General features: G+C 52.2%; 16 protein-coding genes. 10 read left to right on the plus strand and 6 right to left on the minus strand.

The window, feature by feature from the left end; all coding sequences use genetic code 11:
• Nucleotides 1–7 precede the first annotated feature (7 nt).
• Nucleotides 8–487, plus strand: a complete 480-nt coding sequence (locus D9A02_RS01200; protein ID WP_120499162.1) for an invasion associated locus B family protein — start codon at nucleotides 8–10, stop codon at nucleotides 485–487.
• 82 nt (nucleotides 488–569) lie between these two features.
• Here the strand turns inward: D9A02_RS01200 and D9A02_RS01205 are convergent, their stop codons facing one another.
• On the minus strand, nucleotides 570–1,361 hold the full coding sequence (locus D9A02_RS01205; RefSeq protein ID WP_120499163.1) for a DeoR/GlpR family DNA-binding transcription regulator: 792 nt from the start codon (nucleotides 1,359–1,361) through the stop codon (nucleotides 570–572).
• Between the two features lie 195 nt (nucleotides 1,362–1,556).
• On the opposite strand from D9A02_RS01205, the gene D9A02_RS01210 reads away from it, so the two are divergent.
• The 5 genes from D9A02_RS01210 (at nucleotide 1,557) to D9A02_RS01230 (ending at nucleotide 8,946) form a co-directional block, all read left to right on the plus strand.
• Complete coding sequence (locus tag D9A02_RS01210; RefSeq protein ID WP_120499164.1) at nucleotides 1,557–2,501, plus strand: ABC transporter substrate-binding protein; 945 nt, start codon at nucleotides 1,557–1,559, stop codon at nucleotides 2,499–2,501.
• A gap of 91 nt (nucleotides 2,502–2,592) precedes the next feature.
• Nucleotides 2,593–3,615, plus strand: a complete 1,023-nt coding sequence (locus tag D9A02_RS01215) for a glycine betaine/L-proline ABC transporter ATP-binding protein (protein ID WP_120499165.1) — start codon at nucleotides 2,593–2,595, stop codon at nucleotides 3,613–3,615.
• Nucleotides 3,615–5,606: a proline/glycine betaine ABC transporter permease gene (locus tag D9A02_RS01220; RefSeq protein WP_120499166.1), complete on the plus strand. Its 1,992-nt coding sequence runs from the start codon at nucleotides 3,615–3,617 to the stop codon at nucleotides 5,604–5,606. The genes D9A02_RS01215 and D9A02_RS01220 overlap by 1 nt, the downstream gene beginning before the upstream one ends.
• Before the next feature lie 2 nt (nucleotides 5,607–5,608).
• Nucleotides 5,609–6,490 (plus strand): choline kinase family protein, encoded by an 882-nt coding sequence (locus D9A02_RS01225; RefSeq protein ID WP_120499167.1) that lies wholly within the window; start codon nucleotides 5,609–5,611, stop codon nucleotides 6,488–6,490.
• Nucleotides 6,491–6,498: 8 nt separating this feature from the next.
• Nucleotides 6,499–8,946: an FAD-dependent oxidoreductase gene (locus tag D9A02_RS01230; RefSeq protein WP_120499168.1), complete on the plus strand. Its 2,448-nt coding sequence runs from the start codon at nucleotides 6,499–6,501 to the stop codon at nucleotides 8,944–8,946.
• Between the two features lie 45 nt (nucleotides 8,947–8,991).
• On the opposite strand, the gene D9A02_RS01235 is transcribed toward D9A02_RS01230, so the two are convergent.
• From D9A02_RS01235 to D9A02_RS01245, 3 genes are all read right to left on the minus strand, one after another.
• Nucleotides 8,992–10,032: a PLP-dependent cysteine synthase family protein gene (locus D9A02_RS01235; RefSeq protein WP_120499248.1), complete on the minus strand. Its 1,041-nt coding sequence runs from the start codon at nucleotides 10,030–10,032 to the stop codon at nucleotides 8,992–8,994.
• A gap of 89 nt (nucleotides 10,033–10,121) precedes the next feature.
• Nucleotides 10,122–10,829, minus strand: coding sequence for an MOSC domain-containing protein (locus D9A02_RS01240; RefSeq protein ID WP_120499169.1), 708 nt, complete (start codon nucleotides 10,827–10,829; stop codon nucleotides 10,122–10,124).
• Entirely contained in the window at nucleotides 10,826–11,368 is a 543-nt protein-coding gene (locus tag D9A02_RS01245) for a MarR family winged helix-turn-helix transcriptional regulator (protein ID WP_120499170.1), read from the minus strand. The genes D9A02_RS01240 and D9A02_RS01245 overlap by 4 nt, the downstream gene beginning before the upstream one ends.
• Before the next feature lie 84 nt (nucleotides 11,369–11,452).
• Here D9A02_RS01245 and D9A02_RS01250 point away from each other — a divergent pair, with 84 nt between their 5' ends.
• From D9A02_RS01250 to D9A02_RS01260, 3 genes are read left to right on the plus strand one after another with little or no spacing between them, the layout of a single operon-like run.
• Entirely contained in the window at nucleotides 11,453–12,211 is a 759-nt protein-coding gene (locus D9A02_RS01250) for a hypothetical protein (RefSeq protein ID WP_120499171.1), read from the plus strand.
• 21 nt (nucleotides 12,212–12,232) lie between these two features.
• A complete protein-coding gene (locus tag D9A02_RS01255; RefSeq protein WP_120499172.1) occupies nucleotides 12,233–12,760 on the plus strand; it encodes a redoxin domain-containing protein in 528 nt (175 codons plus the stop codon).
• A 59-nt stretch (nucleotides 12,761–12,819) separates the two neighbouring features.
• Complete coding sequence (locus tag D9A02_RS01260) at nucleotides 12,820–13,176, plus strand: aminotransferase class I/II-fold pyridoxal phosphate-dependent enzyme (protein ID WP_120499173.1); 357 nt, start codon at nucleotides 12,820–12,822, stop codon at nucleotides 13,174–13,176.
• Nucleotides 13,177–13,454: 278 nt separating this feature from the next.
• On the opposite strand, the gene D9A02_RS01265 is transcribed toward D9A02_RS01260, so the two are convergent.
• Nucleotides 13,455–14,690 carry a urate hydroxylase PuuD gene (locus D9A02_RS01265; RefSeq protein ID WP_120499174.1) on the minus strand — a complete coding sequence of 412 codons (1,236 nt, stop codon included), beginning with the start codon at nucleotides 14,688–14,690 and terminating at the stop codon, nucleotides 13,455–13,457.
• Between the two features lie 100 nt (nucleotides 14,691–14,790).
• Here D9A02_RS01265 and D9A02_RS01270 point away from each other — a divergent pair, with 100 nt between their 5' ends.
• A complete protein-coding gene (locus tag D9A02_RS01270) occupies nucleotides 14,791–15,711 on the plus strand; it encodes a LysR family transcriptional regulator (protein WP_120499249.1) in 921 nt (306 codons plus the stop codon).
• On the opposite strand, the gene uraH is transcribed toward D9A02_RS01270, so the two are convergent.
• Nucleotides 15,708–16,061 carry a hydroxyisourate hydrolase gene (gene uraH / locus D9A02_RS01275; RefSeq protein WP_120499175.1) on the minus strand — a complete coding sequence of 118 codons (354 nt, stop codon included), beginning with the start codon at nucleotides 16,059–16,061 and terminating at the stop codon, nucleotides 15,708–15,710. The genes D9A02_RS01270 and uraH overlap by 4 nt on opposite strands.
• Nucleotides 16,062–16,074 lie beyond the last annotated feature (13 nt).

Consider the following 16,074-nt stretch of genomic DNA (forward strand, 5'->3'; position numbering starts at 1 on the left):
CAAGAAAATGAAATATTGGGGCTTTATTGCTGGCGCGGTATTGAGCATGGCGCAGCCTGTCACGGCACAAGAAGAAACCCGGGCGCCGTGGTTGGTGAACTGCAACAATCAGGCGGATACCTCCGTGCTGTTGTGTGAAATGTCGCAAAGCATCGTTCTGGCAGAAAGCAATCAGCGACTGGCGACTGCTGCCTTTGTCAAAGCCAAGGGCACAGATGAGATTGAGGGTCGTTTTACCCTGCCTTTCGGGCTTTATTTGCCTGGCGGGCTGACCGCATCAGTGGACAAGCAGGAAATAGCGAAATTTGATTTCCTCACCTGTGAGGCACAGGGATGCTACGCGATTACCGCAGTTTCGGCTGATTGGTTCGCTGCAATGAAATCAGGAGCAGAAATGACGTTGTCAGGTAATAATCAAAACAACGAGCCAATTTCGTTCGGGTTTGATTTGACGGGGTTCAGTCAGGTCTCCGATTTGTTGCCATAACGTCGGACAGGATACTGTTGATTAAGTTCTGTAGGTTTGACCGGTGTCGCGCTGAGGTTTTCCATCTGGCGCGGCATCGATGTCAGTCAACAACGACAAGGTCGATATCATTCGATTTCAGCATATCAGTTATGGTTTCGGGCGGCTGAGCATCAGTGTAAAAGACGTTGAACTGGATTTTTCCCTTTAGGGAAACAGGCGCGCGTTTGTTGAATTTGTCGCTATCCGCGACGGCAATACGCACTTGAGCGTTTCGTGCGGCGATCTGGGACAGGTTGGCCTCTTGCAGATCATGCAGCATGAAGCCTGCTTCGGCGTTGATGGCCCCGACGGATAAGATCGCAAATTGAACGCTGAGCCGTTGTACAAGGTCGATCGCTTCGGCTCCAAATGCACCACCATCATGAGGACGCAGTTCGCCACCGGCAAGAAACACGCGGTTGTTATTTCTTGAAGCCAGCGTGTGCGCAACAAAGGCCGAATTGGTCACAACAGACAGATCTGAATGATCCCTGAGCGCGGTCGCGACATAAGCTGTGGTTGACCCAATATCCATGAATACTGAATCGCCATTATTGATGTTTTGGGCCACGGCTTGGGCCAGACGTTCCTTAGCTTCTGCATGAGTGTCCATGCGACTGCGTAATGGAGCCTCGTCGAATTCCTCAATCAGATGAACGCCACCGTGCACCTTACGCACGATATGGGCCTCTTCCAGTGTGCGGATGTTACGGCGGATGGTTTCGTAAGACACATCAAGTTGGCTGGCGAGAAAACCAATACGGCACGAGCCACCTGCGCGATGCAGCTCTTGTAAGATTTCTTCTTCACGCTGATTGGTGGTTTTTCGGGGGCTTTGAAGTCGCGCATTCATATCCTTTGGATAGAATAAAAAGCCACATAAAGCAATATTGTGTCACGAATATTGTAGTTTTTTGCGAATATCATTTGTGTATCTTTAAAAATATGTGGCAAATTGTGGTTTTTGTTGACTAAAGCCAAATTTTACCGCACATTTTGAGAAAAAAGATAACAACCGGACAAAACACCACATCTTAGGGAGAGATTTATGACAAATGTAATCAACAAATTAGGCGCGATTGCCTTGATGCTGTCGACGTCGGTCAGCAGCGTTACTGCCGCCGAATCGTCTGATCCAATCAAGCTGACATTGCACGATTGGTCTGGTCAGCTGATCAATACCAAGATCATGGGCAGCATCCTGCAAGAGGCCGGGTACAATGTGGAATATGTGCAAGCCGATTACATTGCACAGTTTGCCGGGCTGAAGACCGGCGATTTGCATCTGGCAATGGAGATCTGGGAAACTACTGGTCGTGAGGCATTAGATGATGCCACGGCATCGGGTAAGGTCGTTAACATTGGCGAAACGGGCCTGATGGCGATCGAAGAGTGGTGGTATCCGCTATACATGAAAGAGCGTTGCCCTGGCTTGCCAAATTGGGAAGCGTTGAGAGATTGCGCCGAAGTATTTGCTACTGCTGAAACCGATCCATACGGCCGCTATGTTGGCGGGCCGGTCACGTGGGGTGGGTTTGACGAAGAGCGGGTTGAAGCGCTTGAGATGGATTTCGAAGTTGTTCATGCAGGTACCGATGCGGCGTTGTTTGCCGAATTGGAATCCGCATATCAACGGCAGGATCCGATTGTTTTATGGGTCTATGTGCCGCATTGGGCACCCGCCAAATACGAGGGTGAGTTTGTGGAATTTCCGACCTTTAGCCCGGAATGCTATTCGGACCCATCGGTTGGGTTGAACCCGAACATGGCGTATGATTGCGGAAAGCCACGCGGCCCGATCTGGAAGGCAGCCTGGAGTGGCCTGCAGGAAAAATGGCCTGGCGCGTACGACGTCATTGAAGCTTACAATATCAACAACGAAGAAATGAGCGCGATGGTCGGCAAGGCCGATCTTGATGGTGTTGATATTGATGATGTGGTTTCGGACTGGATGACCGCCAACAAAGATCGATGGTCCGTCTGGGTGAATTGATCCACACTGTTCGACCGGGGCAGGGCCGTGTGGTTCGCCCCGGACTTTTTCCCACATCAAAATTGTCCAACCGGACCACCCGGAGCTATTTATGACCCCGAGCCCCAAGCTTTCGTGCCGAAATGTGTGGAAACTCTATGGCCCCAACACGCAGACATTGTTGCAAGCCCATCCAGAGCCCAGCGATGAGGACCTAAAGGGCGCGGGCGTGATCGGTGCGGTGCGCCATGCCGATCTCGAGATCGCAGAAGGCGAGATATTCGTCATCATGGGGCTATCGGGTTCGGGCAAGTCGACCTTGGTGCGGTGTTTGTCACGCCTGATCGAGCCAACCAGTGGCGAAATATTGTTTGACGGTATTGATTTGTTGCGCGCAAGCGAGCAAGAGCTGATTGAAATCCGCCGTCACAAAATGGGTATGGTGTTTCAACACTTCGCTCTTTTACCACATTTGACCGTGTTGCAGAATGTGATGTTCCCGCTGACCATTCAGGGCGTTGGAAAAGTGCAAGCTGACGTAAAGGCCCGCGAGGTGGTGGAACTGGTCGGGCTGAGTGGGCGAGAGGATTACTTTCCGCGTGAATTGTCAGGCGGCCAGCAACAGCGGGTGGGCATTGCCCGCTCTTTGGTCAGCGAGCCGGATATCTGGTTTCTGGATGAGCCATTCTCAGCGCTTGATCCACTCATCCGCCGCGAGATGCAGGATGAATTTCTACGTCTGCAGGCGCGATTACACAAAACAATTGTCTTCATTACCCATGATTTCGATGAGGCGGTGCGTCTAGCCGACCGCATCGCGATTATGAAAGACGGCAAGATCATTCAGATTGCCACTCCGGAAGAGCTGCTGATGAACCCGGCCTCGGACTACGTGGCCGAGTTTACTCGACATATTCCACGTTCCAAGGTCTTGACAGTTGGCGGGTTGATGACACCGGGGTCAAGTGGTGTGGGGGAACCGATTGCCCAATCTGCAAAAGTCTCGGATGTGGCTGAACGGATCATCGCCGCCGATGGTCCAATTTCCGTTGCAAACGAATGCGGCCAGGTTGTTGGCAGTATCGACCGTGTGGCAGTGGCGCAGGTTCTTTTTGCCCGTCAGGGGGACGCCTGATGTTTCGTATGAACCGATCAGCGCTAATCACTTGGGGTCTGGTTGCTTTCACCATTATTCTGGGCGTCTATGGTCGGGATTTGGCCAAGGATTTGGATGCGCGATGGTTGGTTAAATTTCCATCAGCTTGGGTGGTGCCATTCAAGACATATATCTCGGACGGAATGCGATGGTTGATCGAAGATGCTGCCATTGGCTCACTGGCATTTACTGACGTCACCCGAGCCATCGCTTGGTTGATTGAGCAGCCCTATCAGTTTGTGCTGTCGCTTCTGGCCAGCGGGTTTGTAAGTGGTCAAGGCGCCAGCGCGCAAATGTTGCTGCCAGCAGTTAGCTGGATCGTAGTGATCGCGGCCATTGTTGCCATGGGGCACTATTGCCGCGATTGGGGGTTAGCGATGCTGGTAGGGGCATGTTTCGCTTATCTGGCAATCTTCGGCCAATGGGAAAGCGCTATGGTCACGCTGGCTTCGGTGCTTATCGCTGTGCCAATCGGCGCTGGGGGTGGCTTGTTGCTCGGGATCTGGGCCTATCGCCGTCCGCTTGGGGAAAAAGTAATTTCACCCGTTTTGGACTTGATGCAAACGATACCGATCTTTGCCTATCTTGTGCCTATCTTGTTCATGTTCGGATTTGGCCCGATCTCGGCGCTGGTGGCGACGATCATCTATGCCACACCTCCGATGGTTCGGATTACGATCATGGCGCTCAAGTCGGTTGACCCGGAGATAGTAGATTTTGGTCGCATGGCCGGATCAACCAACCGCCAGCTAATGTGGCGAGTTCTGGTGCCATCCGCCAGCCGAAGCCTGATGGTTGGTGTCAATCAGGTGATCATGTTGACCCTGAATATGGTGATTATCGCTTCGATGATTGGAGCAGGGGGCCTTGGATTTGATGTGCTGGCCGCCCTGCGCCGCCTGGATATCGGCGCAGGATTCGAGGCAGGTATAGCCATTGTGGTACTGGCTATCGCTGTGGACCGGTTGAGTCAGGCCTTTGCAGTGCACATCGGACAGGTTGAAAAACCAGCAGAAGGGACCTGGGTTTCGCGTCACAAGCGTACGGTTTTGGTATTGGTCTTGCTGGTGGTTACTTGGTGGTTGGGGCGGTTTTCGCCGCTTTTGCTGGAATATCCAGACAGCCAGACCATCACCACCGGGGCATTTTGGGATAACCTAGTTAAGTACCTGAATGTGAACTATTTTGATACGTTTGAAGCAATCAAGATCTTCTTTCTACATTACTTCATGGTTCCCATCAAACGGACGCTTTTGGGTATCCCCTGGCCATGGGCTATTGCGATGCTGACCCTGCTGGGGTGGCGCGTTGGTGGGCTGCGCCTCGCGTTATTGTGTGGTGGTTTGTCCGGCCTAATTGCCATCACTGGCCTGTGGACGAAGGCCATGATCACAGTCTACCTGTGCGGTGCATCTGTTATTTTGGCAACGTTGATCGGGGTGCCCTTGGGGATCCTTGCTGCGTTAAATAGGCGTGCGGGCGTTGTGATCAATCTGCTGATCGATACGCTGCAAACCCTGCCCAGCTTTGTCTATCTTATCCCGGTGGTCATGTTGTTTCGGGTGGGGGATTTCACGGCATTGATCGCCATTGTGCTTTATGCGCTGGCTCCTGCTGTGCGCTACGCGGCACACGGTATCGGATCTGTCAGCACTGAGCTGATTGAAGCGGGTCAGGTTGTGGGATGTACCCGCTCGCAGTTGTTGCGTCACATACGGCTGCCGATGGCGCTGCCGGAAATTCTGTTGGGGATCAATCAAACCATCATGCTGGCGCTGTCGATGTTGGTGATCACGGCCCTCGTTGGGACCCGCGACCTAGGGCAAGAGGTTTATATTGCCCTGACCAAGGCCGATACCGGGCGTGGGTTAGTTGCTGGGCTTGCAATTGCCTTTATCGCCATCATCGCTGACCGTTTGGTCAATGCAGGTGCCCGTCAGGCCCGTATTCGTTTTGGATTGGAGAGCTGATCATGGACCAAGTTGATCTTATGAGCCGCATTCGCGCATTGCCAATTTGGCATGGTGACATCACCGCCACGCCCCTGACTGGTGGTATTACCAACGTCAATTATCTGATTGAGGATTGTAATGGTAAATACGTTGTACGTGCAGGTGATGATATTCCACTACATCAGGTGATGCGCTTTAATGAGCTGGCGGCCAGCCGGGCAGCACATACAGCAGGTCTTTCCCCTGCCGTAGTGCATGCCACAGATGGGCTAACGGTGTTGGAATTTATCGAAAGCCGCACCCTGACCGAATCTGACGTGCGTGCCACAGACATGTTGCCGCGTGTGTTGGAATTGGTCCAATCGTGCCACCGTGAAGTACCCAAGCATCTGCGTGGCCCGGCGCTGGTGTTTTGGGTTTTTCATGTGGTGCGCAATTATGGTGCCACGCTGCGCGAGCGGGACAGCACACATACGGGGCTTGTGCCGGATTTGGTTAATATGGGGAATACGTTGGAACAGGCTGCTGGTCCTTATGACATCGTGTTTGGCCACAATGATCTGTTGTGTGGCAATTTTCTGGATGATGGCAAGCGCCTGTGGCTGATCGATTATGATTATGCCGGATTTAACAGCCCGCTGTTTGATCTTGGCGGACTGGCTTCCAATAACGGATTGAGTGCTGATCAAGAAAGCTGGATGCTGGAAAACTATTTTGAAACACCGGTGACGGATGATCTGCGCCATCGGTATGGCGCGATGAAATGTGCCTCGCTCTTGCGTGAAACCATGTGGAGCATGGTGTCAGAAATCACATCAGAGATCGACTTTGATTATGCCGCTTACACGGCTGAGAACCTCGCGCGGTTTCGCGCGGCCTATGAAGATTTTAAAAACTCCTGAGGACTGACATGACTGAACTTCCCTCAACCGCAAAGGCCGTCATCATTGGCGGCGGCATCATTGGCTGTTCTACTGCGTATCATCTGGCCAAGCTGGGCTGGACCGATACTGTTTTGCTTGAGCGTAAGAAGCTGACATCAGGCACGACATTTCACGCTGCCGGGCTGGTGGGGCAACTGAGGTCAAACGCGAATATTACCCAGCTGCTGGGTTACTCCGTTGATCTGTACAACAAGATCGAAGCGGAAACTGGCCTTGGCACCGGATGGAAAATGAATGGGGGGCTACGCCTTGCCTGTAATGAGGAGCGCTGGACTGAGGTGAAACGCCAAGCCACAACGGCGCATTCCTTTGGTCTGGAAATGGAATTACTGACCCCGAAAGAGGCGCAGGATCTGTGGCCGCTGATGGATATATCAGATGTCATCGGAGCTGCCTTTATGCCCACAGACGGGCAGGCCAACCCCTCGGACATCACGCAGGCTTTGGCCAAGGGCGCCCGCATGGCTGGGGCTAAGATCTTTGAAGACACAAAAGTCACTGACATTGAAATTGAAAATGGCCGAATCAAAGCTGTGATCACCGATCAGGGTCGGATTGAATGCGAAAAGGTGATCTGTTGCGCGGGGCAATGGACCCGCACGTTTGCCGGGCGTTTTGGTGTAAACGTGCCGCTGGTCTCGATGGAGCACCAATATATGGTGACCGAGGCAATCAAAGGTATGCCTGCAAACCTGCCCACGCTGCGCGATCCTGATCGCCTGACCTATTACAAAGAAGAGGTCGGCGGTCTGGTCATGGGTGGCTACGAGCCCAACCCAATCCCTTGGGCCAATGATGGTATACCACAAGGGTTCCACTACACGTTACTGGACAGCAACTTTGACCACTTTGAACAACTCATGGAGCTATCATTAGGCCGGGTGCCTGCGTTGGAACATGCTGGGATCAAAACCCTGACCAATGGACCCGAAAGTTTTACCCCTGATGGTAATTTCATCATTGGAGAGGCCCCAGAGTTGGCCAATTTCTTTGTCGGGGCAGGTTTCAATGCCTTTGGGATTGCCGCAGGTGGCGGTGCGGGCATGGCGTTGGCTGAATGGGCCCACAAAGGTGAGCCGCCGTTTGATCTGTGGTCGGCCGATATCCGGCGCTTTGGTCGCCCGCATTTTGATACCGACTGGGTTCGCACACGTACTGTCGAAGCCTACGGCAAACACTACACCATGGCGTGGCCCTATGAGGAGCACGACTCTGGCCGCCCCTGCCGTAAATCGCCGCTTTATGATGTGTTGCGCGAACAAGGTGCTTGCTTTGGCGAAAAGCTCGGCTGGGAACGGCCGAACTGGTACGCAGATGTATCAAGGGGTGAGGTGCCAGAGGACGAATACAGTTTTGGCCGTCAAAACTGGTTTGATGCAGTTGGGCGCGAACATAAAGCCGCACGTGAAGCAGCGGTACTGTTCGACCAGACGTCATTTGCGAAGTTTTCGCTTAAGGGGCCAGATGCGCTCAAGGCGATGAACTGGATCTGCGCCAACAATGTTGACCGCCCTGTCGGCACGTTGACCTATACGCAGATGCTTAATGACAAGGGTGGAATAGAATGTGACTTGACTGTGGGGCGCGTCAAACATGATGAGTTTTACATCGTCACCGGCACAGGTTTTGCCACCCATGATTTCGACTGGATCCGACGCAACATTCCTGCAGATTTGAATTGCCAGCTGTTTGATATCACATCGTCTAACGCGGTACTGTCACTGATGGGGCCAGAGGCGCGCAATATCCTTGAAAAGATCACCCGAGATGATGTGTCAAACGCTGGTTTTAAATTCGGCACTTTGCGTACCATCGGCATCGCAGGATGCCCGGTTCAAGCCCTGCGCGTAACCTATGTCGGTGAATTGGGGTGGGAGCTCCACCTGCCGGTGGAATATGCGCAAACCGTCTATGCCGCGTTAATGGACGCGGGCCGCAGTCATGGGTTACTCAATGCCGGATACCGGGCCATCGAAACCTTGCGGTTGGAAAAAGGATACCGTGCATGGGGTGGCGATATTGGCCCTGACCATACACCCATTGAATCCGGGCTAGGCTGGGCTGTTAAGCTGAAAAAGAACATCGATTTCAAAGGTCGTGCGGCGGCAGAGGCGCAACAGGCTAACGGTGTGAAAAAGATGTTGGCCGGATTTACCGTTGATCCCAGTGTTGTTTTGCTGGGTCGCGAGACGATTTACCGCAATGGTGAACGGGCGGGGTGGCTGACATCGGGCGGTTATGGCCATACGGTTGGGCAATCCATTGGGTATGGTTATGTTCGGCATTCTGACGGCGTGGATGCGGATTATGTTCTCGGCGGTGACTATGAGCTGGAGGTTGCGACCAAACGTATCAAAGCCAAAGTGCACATGCAGCCGCTTTATGACCCTGAAATGCGACACGTTAAAAGGTGACCACCGGAGGAACGGCAGGGATATCCTACTCTGTCTCAGCAGTTGTCAGGCATATTTGGTCAACTCAGCGAGATACGGTTCAATATCCCCAATATGATCGTGAACCCATTCAGCCTGATAATACGTTTCCAGATATCGCTCGCCGCTGTCACACAGCAATGTCACGATGGACCCTTTGCGACCGGCTGCTATCATTTCGTTCGCAATTTGCAGCGCGCCCCAAAGGTTTGTTCCGGTTGAAGGACCTACTTTGCGGCCAATCAACTCTTCCAGCCAGAGTATTGTGGCCACGCTGGCTGCATCGGGGACTCTGATCATGCGATCAATAACATCGGGCTGGAACGAATGTTCTACTTTTGGGCGGCCGATGCCTTCGATGCGGCTAGAGTAGCTGGATGTCAGGCCACGATCATGAGTGTGAAAGCTGTCATAAAAGACCGAGCGCTCAGGATCGACGACTGTCAGTTCCGTTTCATAGCCCTTGTAGCGAATGTAACGACCTAGCGTGGCAGAGCTCCCTCCGGTTCCGGCGCTCATGACCAGCATCGCGGGAATCGGGTATGCCTCATGTTCCATTTGACGAAAGATGCTTTCGGCTATGTTGTTGTTGCCTCGCCAGTCTGTGGCGCGTTCGGCGAATGTGAACTGGTCCATAAAATACCCACCGATGGACTGAGCTAGATTCACTGCGGCGTCATGCATTTCAGGGGCGGATGCTACAAAATGTGTTTGACCTCCGTAAAATTCAATCTGCCGGATTTTGCTTGGCGCTGTGCTTTTGGGGATCACCGCAATGAACGGTACGCCGATCATGCGCGCGAAATAGGCCTCTGAGACGGCGGTACTGCCAGACGAGGCCTCGATTATTGTGGTGTCCTGTTTGATTTTTCCATTGCACAAAGCATAAAGAAACAGCGAGCGCGCCAACCTGTGCTTCAGGCTACCGGTTGGGTGCGTGCTTTCATCTTTCAAATAGATATCGATCCCTTCAAGACGCGGGAGCGAAATTTTAAACAGATGCGTGTCTGCTGACCTATGAGCATCCGCATTTATTTTTGCAATTGCATTTGAAACCCAACTCTTCACCTGAACCTCCGTCACTTTTAAGTGCCATCATATCGCAATGCGGTGGCACGCAAAGTGGTAATCATGTTGAAGTTAACTGTGTGGCCTTTTCAAATATTATTATTTTGGCCAATCAGTCGCAGACTGGTGTTTTCTGTAAAATCCCCCGACGCCAGTTTCTCGAACGCACTGCGCCATCCCTCGGCCAGGTCAGATAGGTTCGCGAGTGTATGAGCGTCTTGAGACGAAACCTGACGGGTCAACCGGGCTGCGGTCACCCGCTGAACTGTCCAATCCGGTTGGCGGCGCTCAATCAAATTTATGTGGTCGCCTTTGCGGATTTGGCCATGCTCTAGCACCCTGTAGTACCACCCGGTGCGCCCTGTCTTTTGGAACAGATACGCCATGCGTTTGTTTGCGGTATATTCCGAGACTTTCCAACATGGTTGCCGCCCTTGGCTGATTTGCACCACCGCAGTGCCCAGTCGAAGGATGTCGCCAATGCATAGATTGAGTTCAGTCAGCCCATGGGTTGTCAGGTTTTCGCCAAATGCTGCGGGAAGGGTTCCATTCGGCATCTCTCCTTCGGCAATCCAGACGGAATAGTGATCGGCAGGGTAGTGATGAATCGCCTTGTCCCGACCCCCGTGATGTTTGAGATCGGCCTGCGCATCATCTGTAAACCCGTTGGAGTCAATATTAAGGAGCCCAGACGCTGCTGTTTTGTGAATTGCGGACGGATCGCGGCCTTTCCATCGGTGCGTCACCTTACCAATGAACAGCCCTTCGACAGTGGCAGAGATCTTTGGGATGTTCATCTGCGTTCCTGTTCATGGCAAATTTGCGTGGTTTCTTCGGCCTTCAAGGCGATGGACAGTAGGTTGCAATATCCACCAGTTGGTCTTGGTTCGTGATGAACACAGGTATGGCATTGCCCAAAGCTTCGACCATCATTTTGCGCAATAATAGTTTCTAACGCACTTGTAAGGCCTTGTTGAAGACCGTCCAGTTGCTCTGAGTTAAGGGCTGCCAAGCCGTCTTCTAATGGGCTGTCGTGTGTAATTGCATCGATGCCGCGTTTTGTAAGGTCGAAGCTGACAACACGTTTGTCCTGAGCTGAGCGCTTTTCTGTTACATAACCTTTTTGCACAAGTGATTTGAATGTTTGCGATACTGTTCCCCGGGTAGAACCCAGATATTCAGCAACGTGCGATGGACTACGCGAAAAACGGTTGGCACGGGATAGGTAGCCCAGCACAGCCCGTTGCGTGGGATTCAGATCACCAACCCAGGCGCTTGATGCGTCAAGACGGGCCAAGCGATTGATGAGTTCACGGAGGTGGAGGTGTTGTTTCATGAGACATTAGTAGCGATCCGATATTATTATTGCAATAGTTTCGAATCGCTACTATTAATGAGCGTACCAAAGAAGGGCTATACAATGACCAAACCACTCATGATCTTCATCGCCACTATGATCGGTGGCTCCGCGATTGCAGAGGGCGATCACAACCAAAACGCGGCCATCCATCAAGATGGCGCAATTCTGTCTGAAGCTGATGCGGCCAAGACAGCATCTTTTGACATCTTAGGTGCTCATGCGCATCGAAAAGGTAATGTTGTTACCTTCCACATGACCACAAACGGCGTGGCGGGGGCGGATGTACCAGTTGCAACGGGCGCCATTGGAGGGGCGAACGTTTTGTCCTATGTCTGGCCAACATCTCTGGATCCTTCAGCCGTCGGATTTGAAGGTGGAACAGGTATTCTGGCTTTGGCGGCGACAAGCCACCCAGATTTTGACGACACGCCGCTTTACGATGAAAATAGCGACGGTGACCCAACAAATGACGGCATCATCTGGCACAGTCATTGGGTCGTACTGACCCCGACAGAAACTTGTGGCCCCGGCGCGTTGGCCGTCCGGGATATTCCGCAAGGCGAGACCCCACAGTTGCCCGCGACATGGCCGGGATTTCCAATCTTTCTTGATAGCCCTGGGTTTACTCCGTTGTTTGACGGCCCGGAAATCGCCGTTAACGTCGGATTTCGAAGCGATGTCGACCTTGGGGATGTTGCTTATGATGGCGTGACCTCGGCCTTGCGAGTGAATGCAAGCATTCATGCCCCGCTTCTTTGTGTGGTTGACGTTTTTGACATTGCTTCTGGCGATCTCAGCCTGCCCGGAAAATTGAACTAAAATCTATGATGGAGAAATGACATGAAAGCACCAGAGCTTCAGGCCTCTGAATGGTTCAATACAGACAAAGATCTAAAGATATCTGATTTTGAGGGGAAGGTTCTTGTGATTGAAGCTTTCCAGATGTTGTGCCCGGGGTGTGTTTCTCACGGCGTGCCATTGGCGCAGAAGATAGAGCGAACCTTTCCCCACGATCAGGTTGCGGTGATTGGATTACATACTGTTTTCGAACATCACGAGGCGATGACCCCGGTGTCGTTGGCCGCCTTCTTGCATGAATACCGCATTACATTTCCTGTTGGCGTGGATATGGCGTCTGATACGGCAATGCCATTGACGATGCAGGCTTATCATATGCGTGGCACGCCATCATTGGTTCTCATAGATAAGGAGGGACAATTACGCGCGCAGCATCTTGGTGATGTGTCCGAACTTCAGTTGGGTGCTGAGATCGCTAACCTTGTTGGGGAAAGGGTTGCTGTAAGGGTCGATGATGATCCAACCCAAGTCAATCTAGGCCAATGTAATGCGGATGGGTGTACTGTATAATCTGGGGTTTTGTGTTACGGTTGAGGGGTTTTCTTGAGTGCGCGGATCGGGTTGATTTTATGCAATCCGCACAACCCGGTGGGGGGGTATGGCTGCAAGAAGAGTTGGTCAAACTTATCGAAATCGCAGATCGTAACGGTGTGACGATCATCAGTGACGAAATTCATGCCGACATTATCTATAAAGGTCACAGTTTTATCGGCCTGTCGTCGGTTGATGGTGACAAGCATGTTTCAGTTATTAGCTCGCCGGCTAAAACCTTCGGGCTTGAAAGCATCTCGAACGGATACATCTACACCAAAAACAACGATATTTTCCAACGCATGAAGCATATCGAGGATTCGATGTATCAGGGGCACAGCAATGCCTTCACCACATTTGCGACAATTGCTGCATATGAGAATGGCGACGCCTGAGTTGATGAGCTTCTGAGCCACCTTCAAGGCACCATCGACTGGATCGAAGGGTTCCTGAAAGGCGAACTGCCAGAAGTCAGGATGTCACCGGTTGAGGTAACGTATCAGGTATGGCTGGATTGTTCGGAAACCGGATTGTCTGACGATAGCCTGAAGACAGCACTTGGAAAATCTGGTTTTGGGGCGACGCCCGGCAGAGAGGGCTCTTGATGCCGTCCGCAAACACATGTCAGCCTGTTTGTTTAGAGGGTATTCTATCAACTGTTCCGCAGATCAGTTTACTTTCCGGCGCGAGCTTCGCGAACCCAGGCAATGATCGCTTGACGGGATTCAACATCCATTTGGATGGCATTTGGGGGGGGCATCGCGTGGCTTACGCCAGCCTGTAGATAAATTTGGCTGGCGTGTTTTGCGACATCGCCGGGTGTTTCCAAATAAATTCCTTTGGGTGCCCAACGCATATTTGCCCAAGCTGGTTCGCGAGCATGACACATCGAACAATTCCCCACGACCGTATCATAAGCCTTGTCAAATCCATCGGCCGAGGCGAACTTCTGTTCGTATGCTGTCAAAGGGCGGGCTTCTGCCACCTCCCAGGTTTCTGTCGAGCGAACCGACGACAACCACGCGATGACAATCATCAGTAGAACAGTCACTGCCCACGTCCAATGAGGACCGGTGCCCGTGGCATGCATAGTATTGAAGTAATGCCGTATCGTGACGCCTGTCAGGAAGATCAGGCTGGCAATGATCCACGCATATTCGGTGCCAAAGGCCAGTGGATAGTGGTTGGACAGCATCAAAAACACGACCGGCAAGGTCAGATAATTGTTATGGGTTGATCGCAGCTTTGCGATCTTGCCATATTTTGCATCTGGTGTGCGACCCGCCTTGAGGTCGGCAACCACAATGCGTTGGTTTGGCATGATCTGAAAGAACACATTGGCGGTCATGATCGTGGCGGTGAATGCCCCCAGATGTAGCAATGCGGCCCGGCCTGTGAAAATCTGATTATAGCCCCATGACATCACAACCAAGATGACAAACAACAAAAGCATCAGCAGCGTGGGTCGCTCGCCAAGTGTGGATTTGCACATATAGTCATAAGCAAGCCATCCAATTGTCAGGGAGCCAGCTGAAATCAAGATCCCCTGCCACAGTGATAGTTTTGCCTTGCTTGGATCCAGTAAGTAGAGTTCCCCACCAACCCAATAAACGATCATCAATAGAGCAGCACCCGATACCCAAGTGATATAGCTTTGCCATTTATGCCAAATCAGGTGCTCAGGCATATTTTCCGGTGCGACCAGATATTTCTGGATATGGTAAAATCCCCCACCATGCACCTGCCACTCTTCGCCATATGCGCCAACAGGCATGTTGGGGGCTTTGCGCAGGCCCAGATCCAAAGCGATGAAATAGAACGAAGCGCCGATCCACGCCATCGCGGTAATCACATGCAGCCACCGAACTGAAAAGGCGATCCAATCCCACATAACGGCTAGATCATACATGTGTTTTCTCCTTGGATTCGTGTTTAGTGTCACTCTAGTCGATCCGATATTCTTCTGCTACTGTTGCAAAACGCCAAGCAGCATCAAAAAAACAGAAACAATGTCTTATCTCGAAAACATCCGCACATTTGTCCGTATTTATGAACTAGGTAGCATGTCTGCGGCTGGCAGGGATCTGCGTATTTCCCCGGCTGTTACCTCATCACGTATTTCCCAACTGGAAGAGTATCTGAGTGTGCGTCTATTCCAACGCACAACCCGCAGCTTGGCCCCGACAGAACAGGGCAAAGCGTTTTATGATGGGGCGTGCAAAATACTGGAAAGTGTCGAAAGTGCCGAGGCGCAAGTGGTCAATATCACTGAGAATCCTAAAGGATCTTTATATGTTGCTGCCCCGTTGGGGGTTGGCCGTCGGCTGATCGCGCCACATGTGCCTGAGTTTCTAAAGGAGTTCCCTGAGGTCAAAGTGCGGCTGCGGTTGACGGATCGCAAAGTCGAATTGACCACCGAAGGTCTGGACCTGTCGTTTTTTCTTGGGCATCCTGAAGATAGCACCTTGCGTATCCGAAAAATTGCCGATGTCACGCGCGTTTTATGTGCAGCGCCGTCATATATCGCATCGCATGGTATGCCGACATCGGGCGAGGATCTCGCATCAGGACGGCACGAATGCCTGAGCCTCAGGTTTCCCGGTGCGACAGAATTCCAATGGCGGTTGATGACGGGTGATGGCCCAAAGAAATTTCGCGTGTCGGGGCGCTACGAATCCGATGACGGGGATGTCCTGACAGATTGGGCTGTGGCTGGACATGGTATCGTGATGAAGCCAATTTTCGAAGTTGCCGACCACCTGCAGGCTGGCCGCCTTGTTCCGGTGATCGGGGATATGCCGCCAGAACCAATCCAGATGGCTTGTCTCTATACACACCGCAAACGGCAGGATCCGAAAACCCGGCTGTTTATGGAGTTCATGATCGAACGGATAGGCAAGGTGGTTAGCGAAAGCTCTTATCGGGCTTAACTGCCACGATAGGTCGAATACCCAAATGGCGAAAGCAACAGAGGCACGTGATAGTGCGATGCTTCTGACATGCCGAATCGGAGTGGGATCACATCCAGAAACCTTGGGTTTTCTTCGGGTATACCGCAAGCATCCAGATAGGCACCGGCATGAAAGACGAGCTCATACGTGCCCACCGTAAAAGCGTCTGCCGGCAAAATCTGCTCATCCGTACGCCCATCATCATTGGTGATGAGCGTTTTGAGGTGCGTACGCGCTTCCCCTTCAATCTTATAGAGGTCAATTTTGAGACCCTGCGCCGGGCAGCCGCGCGCAGTATCAAGCACATGGGTTGTCAAATATCCGGTCATGTTTGTCTCTTTC

The organism is Roseovarius sp. EL26 (assembly GCF_900327775.1).
GTDB lineage: Bacteria > Pseudomonadota > Alphaproteobacteria > Rhodobacterales > Rhodobacteraceae > Roseovarius.

Excerpts from the sequence above, each read along its gene's own strand:
- D9A02_RS01260 (WP_120499173.1), top strand. The coding sequence starts at position 12,820 with ATGCAATCCGCACAACCCGGTGGGGGGGTATGGCTGCAAGAAGAGTTG.
- D9A02_RS01200 (WP_120499162.1), top strand. The coding sequence starts at position 8 with ATGAAATATTGGGGCTTTATTGCTGGCGCGGTATTGAGCATGGCGCAG.
- D9A02_RS01265 (WP_120499174.1), bottom strand. The coding sequence starts at position 14,690 with ATGTATGATCTAGCCGTTATGTGGGATTGGATCGCCTTTTCAGTTCGG.
- D9A02_RS01230 (WP_120499168.1), top strand. The coding sequence starts at position 6,499 with ATGACTGAACTTCCCTCAACCGCAAAGGCCGTCATCATTGGCGGCGGC.
- D9A02_RS01210 (WP_120499164.1), top strand. The coding sequence starts at position 1,557 with ATGACAAATGTAATCAACAAATTAGGCGCGATTGCCTTGATGCTGTCG.
- D9A02_RS01270 (WP_120499249.1), top strand. The coding sequence starts at position 14,791 with ATGTCTTATCTCGAAAACATCCGCACATTTGTCCGTATTTATGAACTA.
- D9A02_RS01205 (WP_120499163.1), bottom strand. The coding sequence starts at position 1,361 with ATGAATGCGCGACTTCAAAGCCCCCGAAAAACCACCAATCAGCGTGAA.
- uraH (WP_120499175.1), bottom strand. The coding sequence starts at position 16,061 with ATGACCGGATATTTGACAACCCATGTGCTTGATACTGCGCGCGGCTGC.
- D9A02_RS01225 (WP_120499167.1), top strand. The coding sequence starts at position 5,609 with ATGGACCAAGTTGATCTTATGAGCCGCATTCGCGCATTGCCAATTTGG.
- D9A02_RS01220 (WP_120499166.1), top strand. The coding sequence starts at position 3,615 with ATGTTTCGTATGAACCGATCAGCGCTAATCACTTGGGGTCTGGTTGCT.
- D9A02_RS01250 (WP_120499171.1), top strand. The coding sequence starts at position 11,453 with ATGACCAAACCACTCATGATCTTCATCGCCACTATGATCGGTGGCTCC.
- D9A02_RS01215 (WP_120499165.1), top strand. The coding sequence starts at position 2,593 with ATGACCCCGAGCCCCAAGCTTTCGTGCCGAAATGTGTGGAAACTCTAT.
- D9A02_RS01245 (WP_120499170.1), bottom strand. The coding sequence starts at position 11,368 with ATGAAACAACACCTCCACCTCCGTGAACTCATCAATCGCTTGGCCCGT.
- D9A02_RS01255 (WP_120499172.1), top strand. The coding sequence starts at position 12,233 with ATGAAAGCACCAGAGCTTCAGGCCTCTGAATGGTTCAATACAGACAAA.
- D9A02_RS01240 (WP_120499169.1), bottom strand. The coding sequence starts at position 10,829 with ATGAACATCCCAAAGATCTCTGCCACTGTCGAAGGGCTGTTCATTGGT.